This is a genomic window from Streptomyces sp. NPDC127106 (genome assembly GCF_042677605.1).
Classification (GTDB): Bacteria; Actinomycetota; Actinomycetes; order Streptomycetales; family Streptomycetaceae; genus Streptomyces.
In genome coordinates this window covers 1-19,513 of sequence record NZ_JBHXTC010000086.1, presented here as the reverse complement: position 1 = coordinate 19,513, position 19,513 = coordinate 1, and the positions used below count along the sequence as shown (strand labels likewise).

23 protein-coding genes are annotated in these 19,513 nt (G+C 72.0%); 12 read left to right on the top strand and 11 right to left on the bottom strand.

Features of this window, described 5'->3' with window-relative positions; translation table 11 throughout:
- Positions 1–563: 563 nt before the first annotated feature.
- The 4 genes from ACFVGY_RS35805 to ACFVGY_RS35790 all read right to left on the bottom strand — a co-directional run bounded on the left by ACFVGY_RS35805 (position 564) and on the right by ACFVGY_RS35790 (position 4,052).
- Complete coding sequence (locus ACFVGY_RS35805; protein WP_385686143.1) at positions 564–932, bottom strand: hypothetical protein; 369 nt, start codon at positions 930–932, stop codon at positions 564–566.
- Between the two features lie 226 nt (positions 933–1,158).
- Entirely contained in the window at positions 1,159–2,367 is a 1,209-nt protein-coding gene (locus ACFVGY_RS35800; protein WP_385686140.1) for an alpha/beta hydrolase family protein, read from the bottom strand.
- Between the two features lie 150 nt (positions 2,368–2,517).
- The gene (locus tag ACFVGY_RS35795) at positions 2,518–3,279 is read right to left on the bottom strand and encodes an SDR family oxidoreductase (RefSeq protein WP_385686137.1); all 762 of its coding nucleotides are present in this window, start codon (positions 3,277–3,279) and stop codon (positions 2,518–2,520) included.
- A 152-nt stretch (positions 3,280–3,431) separates the two neighbouring features.
- On the bottom strand, positions 3,432–4,052 hold the full coding sequence (locus tag ACFVGY_RS35790; protein ID WP_385686134.1) for a TIGR03086 family metal-binding protein: 621 nt from the start codon (positions 4,050–4,052) through the stop codon (positions 3,432–3,434).
- Positions 4,053–4,265: 213 nt separating this feature from the next.
- On the opposite strand from ACFVGY_RS35790, the gene ACFVGY_RS35785 reads away from it, so the two are divergent.
- From ACFVGY_RS35785 to ACFVGY_RS35770, 4 genes are all read left to right on the top strand, one after another.
- The gene (locus ACFVGY_RS35785) at positions 4,266–5,363 is read left to right on the top strand and encodes a TauD/TfdA family dioxygenase (RefSeq protein ID WP_385686131.1); all 1,098 of its coding nucleotides are present in this window, start codon (positions 4,266–4,268) and stop codon (positions 5,361–5,363) included.
- Positions 5,360–5,935: a phosphonate degradation HD-domain oxygenase gene (locus ACFVGY_RS35780; RefSeq protein WP_385686129.1), complete on the top strand. Its 576-nt coding sequence runs from the start codon at positions 5,360–5,362 to the stop codon at positions 5,933–5,935. The genes ACFVGY_RS35785 and ACFVGY_RS35780 overlap by 4 nt, the downstream gene beginning before the upstream one ends.
- A gap of 119 nt (positions 5,936–6,054) precedes the next feature.
- Positions 6,055–7,077: a pentapeptide repeat-containing protein gene (locus tag ACFVGY_RS35775; RefSeq protein ID WP_385686126.1), complete on the top strand. Its 1,023-nt coding sequence runs from the start codon at positions 6,055–6,057 to the stop codon at positions 7,075–7,077.
- A gap of 107 nt (positions 7,078–7,184) precedes the next feature.
- Positions 7,185–7,538: an STAS domain-containing protein gene (locus ACFVGY_RS35770; RefSeq protein ID WP_385686123.1), complete on the top strand. Its 354-nt coding sequence runs from the start codon at positions 7,185–7,187 to the stop codon at positions 7,536–7,538.
- Positions 7,539–7,813: 275 nt separating this feature from the next.
- Here ACFVGY_RS35770 and ACFVGY_RS35765 read toward each other — a convergent pair whose 3' ends face one another.
- Entirely contained in the window at positions 7,814–8,662 is an 849-nt protein-coding gene (locus ACFVGY_RS35765) for an NAD(P)H-binding protein (RefSeq protein ID WP_385686120.1), read from the bottom strand.
- Positions 8,659–9,084: a nuclear transport factor 2 family protein gene (locus tag ACFVGY_RS35760; protein ID WP_385686117.1), complete on the bottom strand. Its 426-nt coding sequence runs from the start codon at positions 9,082–9,084 to the stop codon at positions 8,659–8,661. The genes ACFVGY_RS35765 and ACFVGY_RS35760 overlap by 4 nt, the downstream gene beginning before the upstream one ends.
- 86 nt (positions 9,085–9,170) lie before the next feature.
- Between ACFVGY_RS35760 and ACFVGY_RS35755 the strand changes: the two genes are divergently transcribed.
- Positions 9,171–9,782: a TetR/AcrR family transcriptional regulator gene (locus tag ACFVGY_RS35755; protein WP_385686114.1), complete on the top strand. Its 612-nt coding sequence runs from the start codon at positions 9,171–9,173 to the stop codon at positions 9,780–9,782.
- Positions 9,783–9,814: 32 nt separating this feature from the next.
- Here ACFVGY_RS35755 and ACFVGY_RS35750 read toward each other — a convergent pair whose 3' ends face one another.
- Both ACFVGY_RS35750 and ACFVGY_RS35745 read right to left on the bottom strand, forming a co-directional pair.
- Complete coding sequence (locus ACFVGY_RS35750) at positions 9,815–10,612, bottom strand: DNA alkylation repair protein (protein WP_385686111.1); 798 nt, start codon at positions 10,610–10,612, stop codon at positions 9,815–9,817.
- A 2-nt stretch (positions 10,613–10,614) separates the two neighbouring features.
- The gene (locus ACFVGY_RS35745) at positions 10,615–11,151 is read right to left on the bottom strand and encodes a MarR family winged helix-turn-helix transcriptional regulator (protein WP_385686108.1); all 537 of its coding nucleotides are present in this window, start codon (positions 11,149–11,151) and stop codon (positions 10,615–10,617) included.
- A 183-nt stretch (positions 11,152–11,334) separates the two neighbouring features.
- Here ACFVGY_RS35745 and ACFVGY_RS35740 point away from each other — a divergent pair, with 183 nt between their 5' ends.
- Complete coding sequence (locus ACFVGY_RS35740) at positions 11,335–12,087, top strand: hypothetical protein (protein ID WP_385686105.1); 753 nt, start codon at positions 11,335–11,337, stop codon at positions 12,085–12,087.
- Positions 12,088–12,108: 21 nt separating this feature from the next.
- Here ACFVGY_RS35740 and ACFVGY_RS35735 read toward each other — a convergent pair whose 3' ends face one another.
- Positions 12,109–13,227 carry a PP2C family protein-serine/threonine phosphatase gene (locus ACFVGY_RS35735; protein ID WP_385686102.1) on the bottom strand — a complete coding sequence of 373 codons (1,119 nt, stop codon included), beginning with the start codon at positions 13,225–13,227 and terminating at the stop codon, positions 12,109–12,111.
- 307 nt (positions 13,228–13,534) lie between these two features.
- Between ACFVGY_RS35735 and ACFVGY_RS35730 the strand changes: the two genes are divergently transcribed.
- From ACFVGY_RS35730 to ACFVGY_RS35705, 6 genes are all read left to right on the top strand, one after another.
- Complete coding sequence (locus tag ACFVGY_RS35730; protein WP_385686099.1) at positions 13,535–13,750, top strand: hypothetical protein; 216 nt, start codon at positions 13,535–13,537, stop codon at positions 13,748–13,750.
- A gap of 98 nt (positions 13,751–13,848) precedes the next feature.
- Positions 13,849–14,907 carry a glutathione S-transferase family protein gene (locus ACFVGY_RS35725; RefSeq protein ID WP_385686096.1) on the top strand — a complete coding sequence of 353 codons (1,059 nt, stop codon included), beginning with the start codon at positions 13,849–13,851 and terminating at the stop codon, positions 14,905–14,907.
- A complete protein-coding gene (locus ACFVGY_RS35720; protein ID WP_385686093.1) occupies positions 14,892–15,623 on the top strand; it encodes an MFS transporter in 732 nt (243 codons plus the stop codon). The genes ACFVGY_RS35725 and ACFVGY_RS35720 overlap by 16 nt, the downstream gene beginning before the upstream one ends.
- Positions 15,563–15,844 carry a hypothetical protein gene (locus ACFVGY_RS35715; protein WP_385686090.1) on the top strand — a complete coding sequence of 94 codons (282 nt, stop codon included), beginning with the start codon at positions 15,563–15,565 and terminating at the stop codon, positions 15,842–15,844. The genes ACFVGY_RS35720 and ACFVGY_RS35715 overlap by 61 nt, the downstream gene beginning before the upstream one ends.
- A 163-nt stretch (positions 15,845–16,007) precedes the next feature.
- Positions 16,008–17,339 (top strand): (2,3-dihydroxybenzoyl)adenylate synthase, encoded by a 1,332-nt coding sequence (locus ACFVGY_RS35710; protein WP_385686087.1) that lies wholly within the window; start codon positions 16,008–16,010, stop codon positions 17,337–17,339.
- Between the two features lie 306 nt (positions 17,340–17,645).
- A complete protein-coding gene (locus ACFVGY_RS35705) occupies positions 17,646–18,161 on the top strand; it encodes a C40 family peptidase (RefSeq protein ID WP_385686084.1) in 516 nt (171 codons plus the stop codon).
- 74 nt (positions 18,162–18,235) lie between these two features.
- Here ACFVGY_RS35705 and ACFVGY_RS35700 read toward each other — a convergent pair whose 3' ends face one another.
- Positions 18,236–18,520: a hypothetical protein gene (locus ACFVGY_RS35700; RefSeq protein ID WP_385686081.1), complete on the bottom strand. Its 285-nt coding sequence runs from the start codon at positions 18,518–18,520 to the stop codon at positions 18,236–18,238.
- A gap of 246 nt (positions 18,521–18,766) precedes the next feature.
- Positions 18,767–19,300: a DoxX family protein gene (locus ACFVGY_RS35695; protein WP_385686078.1), complete on the bottom strand. Its 534-nt coding sequence runs from the start codon at positions 19,298–19,300 to the stop codon at positions 18,767–18,769.
- Positions 19,301–19,513 lie beyond the last annotated feature (213 nt).

Sequence of the window (19,513 nt, the reverse complement as noted above, 5' to 3'; positions counted from 1 at the left end):
TTGGCGCTCGTGGGTGCGGCCTGGGCCGGAACGGCGGCCAGCAGGGAACCGGCGGCGGCGAGGCCGATCACGGTACCCGCGAGGGTCTTCTTGGAAGCGGCGATGCGGCGGATGACGGCGTGGGACACGGAGGGCCTTCCGTAGGGGACAAGATCGGTCGCGAGCACGTCACAGACGTACGTGAGCCACTCACGAGGGAGAGGGGTTCGTCCCGGCGGGGGGCTCTGCGCCCCGGCCGCCTCGGCGACAACACCAGTTAGCCAGGCCGCCGCCGCCCTGGCAAAGACCCCCGTCTACTACGGGGCGTCGCAGGTCCGCGCCGCGGACGGCAAGGTGGGGACGTCCGTCCGGGGCGGGAGGGCGGGGTCCGGGTTCCGGGGGGCGGGTGCCGTGAGGGCTACTAGAGCGGGCCGTATGTGACGTGGGCCCTATGGGGCGAGTCACCCCAAGAACAACCGAATCTCACTGATTGTTACGGTTCGTACCTGCTTGGAGGCCGGCTGGATGTCGCAATGACCCAGGAATCGAAGGCGTGAGTGGGGCTGAAGGGGTCGGCCGCCCCCTCAGGCGAGCTCGATCGTGATGACGCCGTACGTGACGAAGGCCGCCGTCGAGAGCACGAGGAGTGCGAGCCGGCCGGCCGAGACCCACAGGGCGAGGGTGCGTGAGCGCTCGGTCCTGGCCCGCGCGAACAAGCCTGCCGTCACAACCAGTGACGAGACGAGTGCGAGAGCGGTCAGGAAGAAGCCCAGGGCCCCGGGCGACGTGGGCGCGGTAGCGGGGACGTCGTCCTCCGTGAGGTTGGGCAGCAGGGCCCCGACAGCACACAGCACGACGGCTACCAGGAGGGTGGCCAGGAAGTCGAGCGAAAGGGTGATGGTCCAGCCGACGGGCAGCGGCCGGGACGAGCACGGCTTCCGGTTCTCTGGCATGTGCGTCTCCGTGAGGTGCGGGGGTGTGGTGCGTGGGGCGCCGCGGGGTGGACCACTACCCCGGGCCCAAGCGCTTGCCGGCCTCGACGGTACGCCCCACCGCCCAGCGGAGCCGCCGCGACGCGGAGAGGCATGGGGGACGGGGACCTCACGGGCAGAAGACCTCTTCATCGCACCGTCACCCGCCCCGGCCCGTGACATCCCCGGGGAGGAGTTCCTCGGCCGATCAGCCGGTTGCGTCCACCCGCGCGGCCAGCCAGTCGAAGACCCGCTGTTCGAACAGTGCCCGGCCCAGCGGCTCGCAGTGCACGTCGGCGCCCTCCGCCGCCGAGAACTCCACGAACCCCTTCTCCCCGGGCAGCGCCTCGTACAGCTCCCGCGCCTGGCCCGGCCAGAACTGTTCGCCTTCCGGAGAGGTGACCAGCAGCGGCACCGTGATCCGGCCCAGTACGCCGGCCAGGTCGTACCGGCCCACCTCAGTGAGGAGGTCGTGGGGCGAGTCGATCCCGTACGGCTTGGCCCGCCAGCGCCAGTACGCCGCGACCTCCGGGTCCTGCGCGAGGGCTTCGCGCATCACCGCGTCGAAGCCGTCCCGGTCGCCCGAGTCGTGGAGGGCGCGCAGCTCCGGCGGGAAGTCGTGCCACCAGCTGTCCGCCACCCGGACCACGCCGGGGTCCGCGACTCCTGCCGCGATCCGGTGCTCGAAGGCCAGTGCCCGGGGCACCCAGTAGCCGGCCTGGCTGATGCCGGCCAGCACCAGCCGGTCCGCGGCCACGTCGCCGCGGGCCAGCAGGAAGTCCACCACCGGAGTGATCACGTGTTCCCAGTCCGGCCGGAACGTCATCCGGTGCTCGAACAGCATCGTCTGCTGCCCCGGGCCGTCGAACAGGAAGGCGTTCCAGCCGCGTGCCACGGCCGGCGCGCCGAGCATCGTCCAGGCGGCGCTCACCGGTCCGTCGCTCCCGTTGTTCACGATCACGGTGGGTGCGTCGGCGCGACCCGACGACGGCGTGAAGAGGTACCCCGGCATGGCCGTGCTCCCGTACGGCACCGATACCCGCTCCGCCGCGGGCTCCCATGCCGCGGCGAACCGGTCGAAGCAGTCCCGGTGCTCCCGGAACACCGCCAGGAGCAGGTCCTCGTCGGCCAGCGCGTCCGCCGCGACCATGGCCGTCCCGAAGTAGCCGGCCGACCGCAGCCACGCGTCCCGTGCGCTGGTGGCCCCTTCGGCGGCCGCCGCCCGCTCACCGTCCGCCCGGACCCGGCGGGCCAGGTCCGTCCAGGCGTGGAACCACTTCCGGCCGTCCGCGTCGGCCAGGGCAGCGGCGGTCGCCAGCACTTCCCCGGGATCTGCCCCCTTCTGCCACGCTGCCCCGAGGAGTGTCAGGACTTCGAAGTTGAACTGCTCGTTCTCGCAGAACCGGTACGCCACCATGCCTCCCGGGGGCGGGATACGTCTTCCACGGTAGGGGCGGTGCACGGGGGCCGCACCCGTAGGGATGGCGGCCGCGCGCGCCGCCCGTGCCCGGACGACGCCGTAGGGCGCACGGCTCCGCTCGCACACCGGCGAACGCTGCGCGAGGAGTCAGGCCTGACGGGTCGGCAGGACGACCGACTGGCGCAGGTTGACGTGCCGGGGGCGGCTGACGGTGTAGGCGACGAGGTCGGCGATGTCCTCGGCGCGGAGGGCGGGGATCGCCGTGAACATTCCGCCGAGCTGCTCGCGCAGCTCCGGGTTGTCGATGTGTTCACCGAGCTCGGTCCCGGTCAGGCCGGGCTCGATGGTGCTGACCCGGACGTCGCGCGGTCCCAGTTCGGTGCGCAGCGCGGCGGACAGCTGGGTGAGGGCGGCCTTGGTGGCCCCGTACACGGCGTAGTCGGGGAAGAGGACGTGGGAGGCGATGGAGGAGACGTTGACCAGGTCGGCGGTACGGCCGTCACCGGCCGCTGCGGTGAGATCGGCGGTGAAGGCCCGGATGACGCGCAGTGCGCCGGTGAGGTTGGTGTCGATCATGCGGGTCCACTCGTCGAGCCGGCCGTCGGTGACGGGGTTGGGCAGCATCACGCCGGCGTTGTTGACCACCAGGTCGACCTGTCCGTAGGCATCGCGAACAGCCTCGGCGGCGGCATCGACGGATGCCTGGTCGGTGATGTCCGCGGTGACGGCGAGGGCCCGGCCCCCGGCGGCGGTGATGTCCGCGGCCAGTGCGTCCAGCCGCTCGGTGCGCCGGGCGAGGAGGGCGACGCGGGCACCGTTCGAGGCGAGTGTGCGGGCGGTTGCGGTGCCGATGCCGCTGGCGGCTCCCGTGACGACGGCGGTACGGCCTGCGAGGGCGGGGTGGTTCATGGGTGCTCCTGGATGTGGTGCACGTGCACGGGCCCGTCCCGGTGAACCGGACGGGACCGGAGTGTGCCGCGGCGATGTCCCGCAGCTGGGTGCGGGGTTGACGCAGACCACTCTCCGGGCGGGCGGGACCGTGATCCAGAGCTCCCTCGTTCCTAGGTCAGCCAGACCCACCCCGAGGTCGGCGGTGTCCAGGCCGGGTCGCGTCCGCTCAGCCCGACGGTCCGGTCCAGCAGCGGGGCGTCGTCCGGTACGGGCACGACGGGGCCGAAGGCGCCCCCGCCGCCGGCGTCGTCCTCGGCGGCCGCCCGTAGGAACGCGTGCGCGGCGCGCAGCGCGGCGGGATCGGGTGCGTATTCCTGGTCGGTGGCCCGGGCGAGGTCCCAGCCGTGGATCACCAGTTCGTCGGCAACGACGGTACCGGCGGTGCCGCCGGGCAGGTCCACGCCGCCCGCGCGGGTCATACCCGTCCAGGCGGCCGGGTCCGTCCAGGCTTCGGCCAGTTCGGCGAGGACCCGGGGCAGTTCCTCGCGCCAGTGGGCGGGCAGGGCGGGCACGGTGGATGCCTCGGGTGCGGTGTCGGTCGTGGGCCCCAGGTTCTTGCGGGCGGCGTCGCGGAAAGCGACGGCGAGGCCTGCGAGGTGGCTCAGCAGGCCGCTGACCGCGTACTCGGGGCAGGGGGTCGGATCGGCGAGCCGGTCGTCCGGGACGCCCTCCGCGAGTCGGGCCACGATCCGGGCTTGTGGTCGCAGGTCGAAGGTCGTCGTATCGGTCATCTGCCGCTCCGTCCGGGGACGATGGATCTGAAGGGTAGACCGTCGGCGAAGCCCGCCCGCGTCGCAACACGGGTGTGGGGCGGTGGACCGGCGGCCGCCCGGCAGGGGTGCGGTTCCCTTCTCGTGTCCACCTCCGTGTAACCACCGGGTCATCCCGCTTCGTGAGGCTCCTCGGTGTTCGGAAAGCCGTCTGCACGACCTGGAGCTCGGCCCATGTCCTCCCCCGCGTCCGCACCACCGCTCTGGCTGCGCGACAACTGCCCCTGTCCCGACTGCCGGGACCCCCGCAACGGCCAGAAGCTGTTCCAGATCACCGAACTGCCCGCGGGGCTCGCCGTGGACCGCGTCCACGAAGCCCGCACCGCGGACGGCGCGCCCGGGCGTGAGGTCGTCTGGGCGCCCGACGGACACCGCTCCGTCTACGCCGAGAGCTGGCTCGAAGCCCACCTCTCCGTCACCCGGGCCGCCCCGGGCGACGGCCGCACCGAGGACGACAAGGAGCTGTGGGACGCGACCGGCATCGCGGACCGGTTCCCCGAGGCCGGCTGGTCCGCGTACGCCTCCGACCCCGCCGTCACGGCGGCGGCCCTCGACAGCGTGATGAGGCTCGGCTTCGTCCTCCTCCGCGGCGTACCCGTCCGCGACCGGCAGGTCCTCGACGTCGCGCGGACCTTCGGATTCGTCCGTGAGACGAACTACGGCGAGCTGTTCGAGGTGCGCGTCGAGGCCGACCCCAACAACCTCGCGTTCACCGGCGCCCGCATCACCCCGCACACCGACAACCCCTACCGCGACCCGGTCCCGACCCTCCAGCTGCTGCACTGCCTCACCAACGCGGCCCGGGGCGGCGACTCCGGCCTCGTCGACGGCTTCCACGCCGCGGCGCTGCTCCGGGCGGAGGACCCGGAGGCGTACGAGGTCCTCACCCGCGTGCCGGTCCCCTTCGCCTTCGCCGACGGCCGCACCGAGCTGCGTGCCCACCGGCCGCTGATCGGCACCGATCCGGCCGGGCGGATCCGGGAGATCCGCTTCAACAACCGCTCCATCGGAACGCTGCAGCAGCCTGCCGAGGTGCTCGACGCGTTCTACGCCGCGTACCGGCGCTTCGGCGAGCTGTTGCTGCGCAGTGAGCTCCAGCTGGAGTTCCGGCTCTCCCCCGGCGACTGCCTGATCTTCGACAACACCCGGCTGCTGCACGCCCGTACGGCCTTCGCCGAGTCCGGTGACCGCCACCTGCAGGGTGCCTACGCCGACATCGACGGGCTCGCGTCCACCCTCGCAGTACTCCGCAGGAAGGCGACCTCCGCATGACCACCGCCGCGCACCCCCTCGACACCCTGGCCGAGCTGTTCGAGGGCGAAGGCGGCGCCGAGTACTTCGGCGAGGCCGTCACCCAGGCCCAGCACATGCTCCAGGCCGGCGCCCGCGCCGAAGCGGCGGGCGCCCCGCCGCACCTGATCGCCGCGGCGCTGCTGCACGATGTCGGCCACTTCCAGGGCGCGGTCACCGGGCGCGACCTGATGGAGAACGGCACCGACAACCGGCACAGCCACACCGGAGCCGACTGGCTCGACCAGTGGTTCGGGCCCGAGGTGACCGAGCCCGTCCGGCTGCACGTCGCGGCGAAGCGCTACCTCTGCGCCGTGGAACCCGGCTACTTCGACCTGCTCTCCGAGGCGTCCGTCCACACGCTCCGCGTCCAGGGCGGCCCCATGACGGACGCTCAGGTCCGCGCCTTCGAGTCCCACCCGGGCGCGCGGGACGCCGTCGCGGTCCGCCGCTGGGACGAGGAGGCGAAGGACCCGGAGATGCCCACGCTGGACTTCGCCCACTTCCGCCCGCTGCTGGAACGTCTCCTGCGCCCCGGGGCGGTACCGGCATAGGTCTCAAGCGCGTGTGCAACCGAGCACCGGGCAGGGGGCATGTACCAGGCATGAGGAGACCGCACCCGGTGCGCTCGTTGCGGCAGCGGCGCGCGCAGCGACAGACCGCGAGGTCGGCCATGACCGCGCTGGAGCGGCGTCGGGAACGCGCCCGGCGCAGGGAACGCGTCCGGCGCCGTGCCGTGATCGCCCTGATCGCCGTCGGGTCGCTGCTGTTGTCGGCCGGACTGCCCTGGATGCTCTGGCGCGGTCCCTACGTCATCGACGCCGAGTACCTGGACAGGGCCGAGTGGGCCAAGGGGTCGGCGGCCCTCGTCACGGGCCTGCGCACGGCCGTCGTCGCGTTCGCCGCCGCGCTCGGCGCCGGCATCGCCCTGCTCCACACGGCGCGCTCCTACCGTCTGACCCGTCGCGGCCAAATCACCGACCGCTTCACCAAAGCCCTGGAGCGGCTCGACTCGGACGAGATCTACGTACGCATCGGCGGCATCCTCGCCCTCGAACAGATCGTCCGGGACGCGCCCGAGCAGGCCGCCACCGACGCCGCCCGCGTCCTCGGTCACTTCATCCGCCGACGCGCGCCCGGAGCCGCTCGTTCCCAGGACTCCGACGACGTCGCCGGTCCCGACAGCCCGGATTGCGGAGGCCAGCTGCCCGACGAACCCGAAGCCGACGTACAGGCGGCGCTCACCGCCCTCACCCGCGCTGAATCACGAACCCACGTCGACCCGCGCGAGGGGCTCGACCTTCACGGCCTCCACCTGGCGGGCGCCGACCTCGCCCACGCGGACCTCACGCACGCCAACCTGATCGGGACGACGCTCACGGAGGTCGACCTGTGCGAGGCCGACCTGCCGCACGTCCGTCACCTCACGCCCGAACAGGTCGTCACAGTGGAGACGGACGAATACACCCTGTTGCCCGACCACCTCTCATGGCCGCGAGCACCGACAGTCGGCAGCCCGCAGCCCGCAGCCCGCAGGCGCGGGTTCGGGGCCGTGGCCTGCCGTCCGGAGTCGACCGGCAACGCTGCGCTGCCAACCTCGACCACGGCCTCCCTCGTGCACCGTGCCCCCCATTCGTGCACCGTCCTCCCAGCGGCATCTCGAACAGCGCAGCGAAGGCCCCCAGGCATACCCTGAGGGAGCGGGGGCAAGAGCCACACGTCCAGTCCCGATGCGGGTGCCAGCGGCCGGGATCCGCGCGCCGGCCGCCATCGCTGCCGCCGCAAGGGGTCGAGGAGACGCACATGCCTGCCGAGTACGACGCACGGACCAACCGGCCGATCGGCGGCGACGCACGAAAGCCGACCGTCGTCCACGTGACCGGTGAGATCGACATGGAGCACGCCGGCGAACTCCGGGACGTCCTCATGACCGCCCTCGACGGTGCGAAGGCGTCGAGCGAGATCATCGTCGACCTCAGCAATTCTTCGTTCTGTGATTCCTCCGGACTCAACGCCCTGCTTCGGGTGCGTGAAGCCGCCCTCCGAACCGGCCACACCCTCAGCCTCGCGGCGCCGAGCCACCAGATGCTGCGGCTGCTCGATCTGACGGGCTCGGCGGACCTCTTCCCCGTCCGGCCGGGCATCACCACCCAGTGACCTCTCCGGGAGCGTCTGCAGGCGCTGGAGGGCGTTCCGGCCTGGGCTCCGCCCGCCGGGACCTCGTCGTCAGCCGCGGGCCGAAGGCCGCCATCAGCTGTGAACTCGGTTTGAGAGACAGGCAGTTGCGGTGGTAGTCGGCTGCCCGGGCAGCCGCAAGGGCAACTGCCCCGACGGCCAGCGCCTGGTCAGCCACGGGAGGGTCCACCGCCAGCGACTGGGCGCCCGGTCGGGAGACGCAGCGGATCACGTCCAGGGTTGCCCTTGCGGCTGCTTCATCGCATTTCCCTTTCGAGGAAGGCGCGGAAGGTGCCCGGAGGCCGACCGGTGAGGCGTTGGACCGTGTCGGTGAGGCGGTCCTCCGCCCCCTCGGCGATGGCGCGGTCCATGCCTGCCAGCATCGCGGCGAACTCGTCCGGGAGCAGCACTCCGAGGCGGTCGCGCATCTGTTCGTAGGACAGGCGGCCGTGCACCACGGTCCGACCGGTGACCTCGGTGACGATGGCGGCGACGTCGTCGTAGCTGAGCGCCTGCGGTCCGGTGAGGACGAGATCGGTGTCGGGGGCCTGCTCGTCGGTCAGCGCACGGACGGCGACGGCCGCGATGTCCTCGGCGTCGACGAAGCCGACCCGGCCGCTCCCGGTGGCGGTCCGGATGACGCCTTCTTCACGGATGCTGACGGCGTGCGCATGCGCGCCGGTGAAGTTCTGCATGAACCACGAGGGACGCAGCACCGCCCACTGTTCGAACACGTCCGGAAGGGCCTGGTGCACCGTTCCCACCGCCGGACCACCCTCGGGGATGGCCGAGGAGCTCAACAGCACCGCGCGGCGCACACCGGCCGTACCGGCCTGGTGGAGGAACGGCAGCATGATCGCCGCGGGGTCGGGGTCGCCCAGGGGCGGTATGAGGTACACCCGGTCGACTCCGCCGAGGGCGGCTGCGTGGGTGGCGGGGTCGTACCAGTCGAAGGGGACCGGCTCGGCGCCGGGAACCGGGGTGGCCCGCCGGCTGGCGGCTTTGACGCGGTGGCCGGCCGCGGTCAGTTGCGCGGCGGTGCGGCTGCCGGTGGTACCGGTGGCACCGATGACCAAAGTGGCACTGCCGGTGGTGGTCGTGGTCATCGGCTGCTCCTGGTGAAGTCGGTGCCGGTCGCGAGGACGGCGAGGGGGTTCCAGTAGTCGCGGTAGGAGGCGATGCGCCCGTCCCGAACGGTCACGACGGCGATGTAGGTCATGTCGAAGGGAGCATCGGTCTCCACCAGGCGGCCGACGCCGCGCATCTCGACCACGATGGTCTCCGGGTCGGTGGTCCGGTGGATCCGCAGGGCGGGGAAGTCGTGCAGGTCGATGTGGTCGGGGTAGTCGCGCATGTAGGCGGCGATGGCCTCTTTCCCCTCCAGGCGCGCGGGCCAGCCCTCGGGGGCGAAGGGGAACTCCATGAGGCCGTCCTCGGCCCATAGGGCGACCCACGCGGGAATGTTCTTGTCGAGCAGCAGTCGCAGGCTGTGGCGGTACAGAGCCGCCGGAGAAGCCGGTGCGGACATGGGTATCCTCCAGCTCATAGAATCCGGACCCTGGGTCCGGTTCGACAATACGGACCCGCGGTCCGCTTTGCAAACGAAGGAGCAGCATGCCCGAGCGAAAGCCCCGCAAGGACGCCGCCCGCAACCGGGAGGCCGTCCTGGCAGCCGCCGACGCCCTCTTCGCCCGCTGCGACAGCCCCGAGGACGTCACCATGGCTGACGTCGCAGCAGCGGCCGGCGTGGGCAAGGGCACGCTCTTCCGGGCCTTCGGCGATCGCACTGGGCTGCTCCGCGCGCTGTACGAGGCGCGGCTCGAGCCGATCAGGGAGGCCGTCGAAGCCGGCCCGCCACCCCTGGGCCCGGCCACCCCGCCGCAGGAGCGCGTGCTCGCCCTCCTCGACGCCGTACTGTGCCTCAAACTCGACAACCGGCGCCTCACGCTGGCCCTGGAGGAAAGCGGCGGCAGCAGCAGCCCGTACCGGGCGGAGCACTACGGGCGCTGGCACCGCCTGCTCCGGGCCGTACTGGAGCAGGTCTCCGGCATGACCGACAGCGACTTCACGGCCCACGCCTTGCTCGCCGCCACCCGAGCCGACCTCGTAGAACACCTGGCCGAACAGGAGCACGTGCCGCGAGAGCGGATGCGGGCGCAGTTGGCGGACTTCGCCACCAGAGTGCTGACCTCGGGCCCGCCGCAGGGATTGACCGCCGAGGATTGATCGCCGCCCGGCGCGACGGCCAAGGAGCGAGGTCAGGCCGGACGGCGGGGCGGGCCCGGCGGGCGTGCGTCGCCGCTCTTCACCACGCGACGGAGGGCCTCCTTGCGGGTCAGCGGGGCGACGCGCGGGCCGTGCCGGTCCAGCCAGTCGACGACGAAGTCCGGGTCTCGGGTGGAGGTCTCGCGGAGCACCCAGCCGAGGGCCTTGCGGAGGAAGAACTCCCGCTCGTCCACGAGGGCGTCCGCGTAGCGGGTGAGTCGACCGGTGTCGGGGCGGCCCGCGCGGACCGCGGGCAGCATGGCCAGGAGCCCGGAGCGGCAGAGCCAGAAGTCGGGGTCCGCGATCCACCGGTCCAGTACGACGCCGACGTCGGGCCCGGGCACGCGGAGGGCGATCGCGCCGGCGCCGTGAACGGCCAGCGGATCGACCAGCGCCCAGGTCCGGCACTCCCGCAGCAGGGCCTCGATGTCCTGGAGGTGACCGGCGTCGAGCGCGCCCCTGCCCGCGTACTGGACCAGGACTTCCACGGCCGCCCGGCGGTACTCGAACACGGGTTTGCCGGAACCGTCGGGCACGCGCCACAGCTCCCGGGCGAGGGAGCACACGTAGGGGCCCGGCACCGGCCCCAGCGTGCGGCGCAGGCGCGTGACGTGGCGCCGCAGGTCGGGGATGCCGAGGCCGAGGTGGTGCAGGTCGCTGTGCAGGTAGGCGCGCTGCTGCTCGGCCCGTACGGGGTCGGGGGCCGCGGCGAGGGCCGCCCGGAGGGTCTCGGCCACGACGGCCACCTGGTCCGTGCCATTCATGCCGCTCATGCCGTTCACGTCGTTCACGGTCACGCTCCTGGTGCGCCGGTGGCGTCGGTCGCCGGACCGGGGCGGGTCCGGGTGCGGGTGCGGGGCTTCGCCCCGGCGGTGTCGGTCCCGGTCCACCGGTCCGCCTGCCGGGTCACCCGGCGCAGCAGCTCGCGTACCGCCGCGAGGTCGGCGCCCGTCAGCCCGTCCCCCATCGTGCGGTGCGCTGCCCGGGCGCGGGCGGTGATCGCCTCCAGGGCCTGCTGCCCGGTGGCAGTCAGGGCCAGCAGGGGCGAGGTGCGGTGGTCGGGATTGTCCCGGAGTTCCGCGAGGCCGTCGCGCACGAGCTCGTTGGCGATGCGCTGGACGCCCTGGCGGGCGACGCCGAGCCGGCGGGCGGCCCGCGCCACGGGCAGGGGTTCCTCGCTGACCGCGCTCATCAGCTGCCAGCGTGCCTGTGTCTGCCCCTCCGCCGCCGCCAAGGCCTCACCGGCACGCCGCAGCGCGCCGGCGGCCTCGAAGACGTCGGCCACGAGCAGGGCCAGCTCGTCCGCCATCGCGGCGTTCCACCTTCCCATTATCCGACAACATGTTGTCCATATGTCACCATGATGCCACATCGGGCTCGGACGGACACGGCTCGACCCCAGCGGGCGACGGTGTCAGGGAGGCTGGCCCGCAACCGCGGCCACGTGTGCGGCGTGTGGTCTGGCGGGGGGACGGCCTTCGTCGGTCCCCGCACCGAAGCCGAGGGGGTCCTGATGGAGGAACCGACCGAGGACGTGACGTCGCCGCCGAGACCGGGCACGAGGCGGACCATGACGGTGCTGCGCCGGATGGCGCGCGCGGTGTTCCGCCTCGTCATGGCCGCCCTGATCATGCTGCTCGCCGTGCGCACCTACCAGGAGATGGCCGTCGCACTCGCGAGGTCGAACGGGTCGCTGCACACGGCCGAGGCCACCGTCTCGGAGCTGACGTCGCACACGGAGTCCGGGAGAGACGGCGGAGGCCAGGACGGCGGCAGCAGGGAATGGTTCGTTCACACCGAGTACACGATCGAACTGCGCGTCGGCGACGAACCGAAGACGTTGGACGGCGTGTCGAAAGACACCGCACGCGGCCTTCAGGAAGGACAGCGGGTCGTGGCGAGCCTGTGGCGCGGGCGGGTCGTCGAGCTCGACGGGCGTGACGTATGGCCCGGCTGGCACCCCGGGGGGTGGGACATCCCGCTGTTCGCCCTGTACCCGCTGATCATGGGGTATCTGATCGGCGTCGCCGTGGGCGCCGCCGCGTACCTGGCCCGTCGCGACGGCCGGACACAGCTGGAACGGCAGGACCGGTGGGGGCCCTGGGCGTTCGGCCTCCTCGTCGGCGTGGCGGCCGTCTTCGTGCTGATCGTATGCGCGGCTTTCGGGCACCGCCCCGTGTTCTGGCCGCTCGTTCCCGTCGGCGTCGGAACCGCGGCCGCGCTGGCGCGGCTGGGTGTCGTGGTCCGGCAGGTCCGGTCGCGGTAGCCGGCCGGGCCGCGCCGACCCCTATGCGGGCCGCTCTCGGGCCTCGGTGGTCGCGTAGCGAACGGCGAGGACCGCGATGTCGTCTTCGAGCCTTCCGCCGCTGTAGTGGAGCAGGGCCCGGTGCAGCCGGTCGAGCAGCTCGCGGGGCGGTGTCGGGCTCTGCTCACGCATCCACTCCGGCAGAGGGAAGAACTCGCCGTCGCGGCCCCTGGTCTCCGTGACGCCGTCCGTGTAGAGCAGCAGCTCGTCGCCCGGCGCGAGGATGAACGTGTCGACGCAGTAGTGGTCTCCGATGAGCGATGCGAGGTTGAGGGGCGGAGAGGGGGTGGTGGGCTCCATGACGCGGATCTCGCCGCTGCGCACGAGCAGGGGCGGGGGGTGCCCGCAGTTCAGGATGCTGACCCTGCCGCCGCCGTGCGGGATCTCGGCGATGAGAGCGGTCGCGAAGCGCTCGGGCAGGTCCAGGGCGGGGAACGCCGCGCTGTGGCGGGAGATGCTGACCTCCAGGCGATGGACGACGCCCCTCAGGTCGGACTCGTCGTGCACCGCCTCCCTGAAGCAGCTGATCACCGCTGAGGCCGCCCCCACCGCGGCCAGGCCCTTGCCGCGTACGTCACCGATGAGCAGCCGGACCCCGAACGGCGTGTCGACCGCTTCGTAGAAGTCCCCGCCGATCCGTGCCTGCTCCTGGGCCGCCAGATACAGCGACTCGATCTCGACTTCCTCGATGCGGCGCGGCAGTGGGCGCAGGAGTACCTTCTGGGCCGCGTCGGCGACGAGCCGGACGTGGAGCAGCGTCTCCTCCCGCTGGAGTCGGACATGGCTCGCGTATGCGGCCGCCAAGGTGACCGCGATGATCGCAGCCGCCGTGTAGGGGGTCCCCAGGTCGGTGTAGGCGAAGCTCAAGCCGATCATGACCAGGAGGCAGAACAGCCCCAGCAGGATCGTGGGGAGCACGGGCCACATCGCGGCGGCGAGAGCGGGTGCGGCGGGCAGGAGGCGGCTGAAGGCGATCTCCCTGGGTGTGGAGAACGCCAGGCCCGTGATGACGATGGTAACGATCACCGGTGACAGCAGGGCTGCGTCCCACCGGCCGCCACGGGGAGGGCGACGACGCCCCGGTCGTCTTGACCTGATCACAAAATGCATCATATCGATGCAAAATGGGTGTCGGGTGATGGCAGAACGTGTCACGCATGCTCAGCGATCAGCCGTCGGCGCCGCAGATGCGCCCGGTCCGCCCGGCAAACCGGAAGGCCGCGTGAATCCGCCTGCGGGCTCGACGGCGTCGACCTCGCCCACACGACCCGGCACCACTGACCGATGATGACCGATCACTGTGCGGCAAGTCGCGTGCATTCCGGGGCCGTTCGGGGGCAGACGCGCCGATGTGAAAGCCGTTCAGCCCACTGGCCTGGGCATCAATCGCGTACGAGGAGGCACGCGCATGCGCGGCATAGGCGGTTGCATCGCCCTGATCCTGGTCGGAGCGATCATCACGTTCGCCAGCGACTGGAGGATGGACAGCGTCAACCTCGACATCGTCGGGTTGCTCATGATGGGCGTGGGCGCCCTGGGTCTGGCCGTGTACGCGAGCGTCCTGCGCAGGCGCCGCGTCCCGGCCGCCCTGCCCGTGATCGACGAAACCCGCGATCGGACCTGAGCGGGCGGAGCTCCCCCGCCTCCCCGCTCACCACGGCGCCCTGCCCCACCCGGGGGCGTGCAGCGCATCCCCGGGCCGGGTGCGGGTAGGCGCCGGGCGTGAGCTACGTCAGTCGCGGCAAGGGATACGGGCGTGACACCCGCTACATCACCACGCGGATCACGGCCGACGGGCGCGACGGCTACCCGGTGGAGCCCGGGCGCTACCGGCTGGTGATCAGCCGGGCCTGCCCCTGGGCGAGCCGGGCGGCGATCGTGCGGCGACTCCTCGGGCTGGAGCAGGCCCTCCCGATGGCCGTCGCGGCGCCCGTGCACGACGAGCGCAGCTGGAACTTCGACCTCGACCCCGGCGGACGCGACCCGGTCCTCGGCATCGAGCGGCTCCGGGAGGCCTATCTCGCGCGGGACCCGGGGTACGAACGGGGCATCACCGTGCCGGCCGTCGTGGAGGTGGCGAGCGGGAAGGTGGTGACCAACGACGTCCCGCAGATCACGCTCGACATGTCCCGGGAGTGGACGCGGTACCACCGCCCCGGGGCACCCGCACTCTACCCGCGCGCGCTGCGGGCGCCCATCGACGCCGTGAACGCGCTCGTCTACCAGGACGTCAACAACGCCGTCTACGAAGCCGGGTTCGCGGGCACGCAGGAGGCGTACGCCGAGGCGTACGGCCGGCTGTTCGCCCGTCTCGACTGGCTCTCCGACCGGCTCGAACGGTCCCGCTACCTCGTCGGCGACACCCTCACCGAGGCGGACGTCAGGCTGTTCACCACGCTCGTGCGCTTCGACCCCGTCTACCACGGCCACTTCAAGTGCAACCGGCAGAAGCTGACCGAGATGCCGGTCCTCTGGGCGTACGCGCGGGACCTGTTCCAGACACCCGGCTTCGGCGACACCGTCGACTTCGACCACATCAAACGGCACTACTACCTGGTGCACAGCGACATCAACCCCACGGGGATCGTGCCGGCCGGCCCCGACCCGGCGGACTGGCTCGCGCCGCACGACCGCGCCGTCCTGGGCGGCCGGCCCTTCGGCGACGGCGCCGCGCCGGGGCCGGTCACCCCCGAGGAAGCGGTTCCGGCCGGTCACACCCCGCTTCCCGCATCGTGCAGGGGGTGGGCGCGGCGTTCGTGTTCCCGGTGTCCGTATCCGTGATCACCAACACCTTTCCCGAGCAGAGCCGCGCCCGGGCCCTGGGTGCCGTGTTCGGCGTCGCCAACATCGGGACCGCTCTGGGGCCGTTCGTCGGCGGCGGGTCCCCGTCCGCGCCCCGCGAGCTCGATCTGCCGGGCTGCGCATTGATCGTGTGCGGGCTGGCCGGGCTCACCCTGGCCGTGGAGCGCGGGGACGCCTGGGGCTGGGGCAGCGCACCCACCCTCGGCTGCCTCGCCGCGGCCGCGGCGAGCGGCGGGCTGTTCCTGGTGCGGGAACGGCTGACCCGGCACCCCCTGATCGACCTGAGGCTCTTCCGGAACCTGCCGTACGTCCTGGTCACCGCGATGGGATCGCTCTCCAACATGGCCTATGCCGTCACCGTCCTGCTCGCCACCCTCACCCTCCAGGGCGTACGCGGGCTCTCACCGCTGCTCGCGGGCACGGTGTTCCTGGCCCCGGCGCTGATGGTGGCCGTCAGCGGGCCGCTCGGAGCGCGGCTGGGCCGGCACATGGGGCCGACCGCGGTGATGGCACTGGCGGGTGCGGTCGCGGGCACGAGCTGTGCGCACTCACCGAGGTCACGACCTGGTGGCTGTACGTACCGGTGTTCGCCTGGTGCGGACTCGGGCTGGGGCTCGGCTACACCTTCGCAGGCGTGGCCACCCAGCAGGTCGTCGCGCCCGCCAGGGCCGGAGAGGCGGCGGGCGTACTCCTGACGTTCCTGGTCACGCTGGGCGCGATCGCCCTGGCCGCCGCGGCGGCGGCCGTCTCGGCCGTGACCCCGCAGCAGCCGCCCGAGGAGGCCTACGACGCGATCCTGCGCCTCGGCGGCACGGTCCTCCTCGCCACGGCACTGGCCGTCACCGCCGCCACGGTCGTGCTCCGCCGCCGGACGGCTCCCCGCCGTACCGGCCGGGATCCGGTCCGGCCCCTCTGAAGCGGTACCGGGGCGCTGCGCCTGCGGGCCCTCATTGGACGTTCTGCTCATCCCCTTCAGGGTCCGTGGTCGGTAAAGCACATTGCGTACGAGGGGTGTTGAGCCATTGGATCACCAGGGTAGGGGTGGCGGGGCCGCCGCCTCCTGGTGCAGAAGGAAGCGCATGACATCCGTGCATGACGGCTGGACCCCCTGGCCCGAGGAGTTCGCCGACCGCTACTGGGCGGCCGGGCACTGGCGTGGCTACACGCTGGACAACCTGCTGCGCGGCTGGGCTCTGGAGTTCGGGCCGCGTACCGCGCTCGTGCACGGCGACACCCGCATCACGTACGCAGCCCTGAACCGGCGCGTGGACCGCATGGCCGCCGGATTCCACCTGCGCGGCCTCCGGCGTGGGCAACACGTCGTCGTCCAGCTGCCGAACGTTCCCGAGTTCGTCAGCACCGTGTTCGCGCTGATGCGTGTCGGCGCGGTCCCCGTCCTGTGCCCGCTCTCGCACCGTGCGCCCGTGCTGTCCCACGTCGCCCGGGTCACTCAGGCCGTCGGCTACGTCGGTCCTGCCGCGTACCGGGGTTTCGACCACACGGCGATGGCCGCGGACCTCGCGGCCCGATGGCCCTTCCTCCGGCGGGTGTTCACCCTCGACCCGCCGGACAGCGGTGTCACGACCGACCGGTCGGGCTGCCACTACTTCCCGCTGGGCTCCGTCGACGCGCCGGCCCGGCCGGCGCTCGCGCACAGCGCCGATGAGGTCGCGTTCTTCCTGCTCTCCGGGGACACCACCACCCGGCCCGGGATCATTCCGCGCACCCACAACGACTACGCCTACCAGGCACGGGCCGCCGCCGAACTGGTGTCGCTCACCGAGAACGACGTGTACCTCGTGGCGCTGCCCGCCGCGTCGGACTTCGCCTTCGGCTGCCCCGGCATCGTCGGCACCTTCTCCGTCGGCGGTACCGTCGTTCTGGGCGAGTTCCCCGAACCCACCGAATGCCTCCCGACCATGGGGCGGGAACGGGTCACCATCACGTCCCCGGTGTCAGCCACGACCGCCCGGCTCTGGCTCGACGCACTTCCCACGGTCCGGGCCGACGTGAGCAGTCTGCGCCTCGTGCAGGTCGGCGGCGCACCCTTGCACCGGGCGACCGCCGAACGGTTGGGCCGGGAACTGGGCTGCCGCCTCCAGCAGGTCTTCGGCATGCCCGAGGGGGTGCTCATGCTCACCCGGCCCGGTGATCCGGCCGAAACCGTCCCGGGCACCCAGGGCCACCCGCTCTCCCCTGACGACGAGCTCCGCATCGTCGACGCCGACGGCAAGGACGTGCAGGCCGGCGAGCCCGGGGAACTCCTCGCCCGCGGGCCGTACACCGTGCGGGGCTACTACCGGGCGCCCGACCACAACGCACGCTCGTTCACCACCGACGGCTACTTCCGCACCGGCCACCTCGCCCGGCGCACCCCGGACGGCAACCTGGTGGTGACCGGGCGCCGCTAGGAAGTGCTGCGCAGGGGCGGCCGCCAGATAGCGAACGGACCTGAGACCTGTCCCGCTCCCCCGGCTGACCGCCTCGGCCGTATCCGGTCCAGCTTTTCGGAACAACTTTCCGGACAGCTTTTCCGGACAGCTTTTAGCCGACTGTACACATCATCCGAATTTACGCGGGCCTTTTTACCCAACCGAGATATTTCCCAGCGTGTCCGAAAACCGCCGGAACGCAGCCGCCGAGAACAATGGTCCGTCGTTGAGAGCCGGTACGCATATCACTGAAGAGCGGCTTTCTCGGCCGTTTCCATATCCTGAATGCGGAAGGGATCACGATTGCCCTGCTCCACCACTGACCACCGCAAGCCCGCCAAGAGCCGGGACCCTCGCAGCGCCCGACGCGCTCCCCACTCCTTCGCTTTTGTGTTCATAATCAGTCTGGCCACGGTGTCCGCCCCCGCCACACCCGCCGAGGCGGCCTCCCCGTACGGCGCCAAAGCCGTCGCCATCGCCGCCTCCAAAGAGGGCGCCCCCTACGCCTACGGCGCCAGCGGGCCCAGGAAATTCGACTGCTCGGGTCTCACGCTCTACGCCTTCCGAAAGGCAGGACGGACACTCCCGCGTACCGCCGAGCAGCAATACCGGAGCACGCACCGCATTTCGCGCCACCAGCGCGCTGCGGGAGACCTGGTCTTCTTTCCCGCCGGCTCGACCATTGCCCACGTGGGCATTTACGCCGGCCACGACAAGATCTGGCACGCGCCCCGGCCCGGCGGCCGCGTACGACTGGAACGCATCTGGACCGGGAATGCCCGTTACGGCCGCGCCGACTGATCCCGGGCCGCGTCACCGGCGCGGCCCGGTGCCCTCCAGGAGCCGCGCCCCGACTGCGCTGCGGGCTTGGGCCGCTATGCGCCGGCCACGACCTTTCCGGCCATGACCTGAGGAGGGTTCGGGAGCAGTGACGCGAGGTTGTCCCGCACGAAGTCGGCCGCCCGCGAGATCGATTCCTCGGCACCGGCCTCGTCCTGGAAGACGCTGGTCGAGACCATCACCGCGTCCCCGGCATCGATCCAGTAGTAGGCCACGAAGCCGGGGACCTGGCGCATGAGCGGCACGAACCCCTCCTGCACGATGCGTGCCGCCTCGGCCGGATCGGTCACCCCTTCGTAGCGCCGCACTGCTGCGTACATGACTGATCTCCTCGCTGGCTGCCGGTCGTTCGTTGCTGGGACGCCGTACCCGCGCGACAGCGGCCACGATCGCCGGCCGTACGGATTTCACCGCAAAGGGCCGCCTTCCGTGATCCGAATGGCGCCCTCGGCCCTCCGCCCCCGGAGGGGCTCGCCGGTCTCCTCGACCGCGGGCAGACCCGGGTTGCCGCGACTCGGCCCGAACGGAGCGCTGCGTCAGCCGCCGGCCCTGCGACGGGGGCCCTGTCAGTCCTTGAGCAGCAGGATCAGGAAGGCCAGTACGACGCCCAGCGCCAGGGCCGCGACGCCATAGATCACGCGGTGGTTGCGGAGCACCGGGATGAAGTGGTCCGCCGCGAAGCGGCCGGGGCCGGTGAGGGCCAGCGTCGCCGCAGCAGCCGTGATCAGGACCTCGTACTCCACGCCCTGCTGCCCCATCACATCGCCGGCCCACTTCACCGAGATGGCGTTGATCATGACCCCGACGATCGCGGCACCGGCCAGCGGGGTGAGCAGACCGAACACCAGGCCCAGTCCGCCGAGCATCTCGGTGAGGGAGGCGATCACGGCCATGCTCACGCCGGCCGGGTAGCCGACCTCCTCGAAGGCCTCCGCGGTGCTGGTGACCCCGGGGCCGTCGAACCACCCGAACAGCTTCTGGGTGCCGTGGACGGCCATGATCAGGCCGAGCACGAGGCGCAGCAGCGGCAGGCCGACGTCGTACGGGGTCGTCGTGCCGGTCGGGGTTCGAGGGTCGGGGTGGCTGGGTGTGGTGGTCATCCTGGCACTCCCTGTCGGGGGGCGGGGCAATGGGGCAGTTCCCGATGCTATTGACCACACCCAGAGTGATGTAAACCAGGACGAAATGCGCGCCCACGCCCACGACGGGATGCCACGGGGGTGGGGGGCGGGGGGGGCGGCCGGCGCCCCCCCCCACCCCCCCCCCGCCCGGCGGGCGCCGCCCCCGGCCGCCGCGGCCCCGCCGGCCCCAGA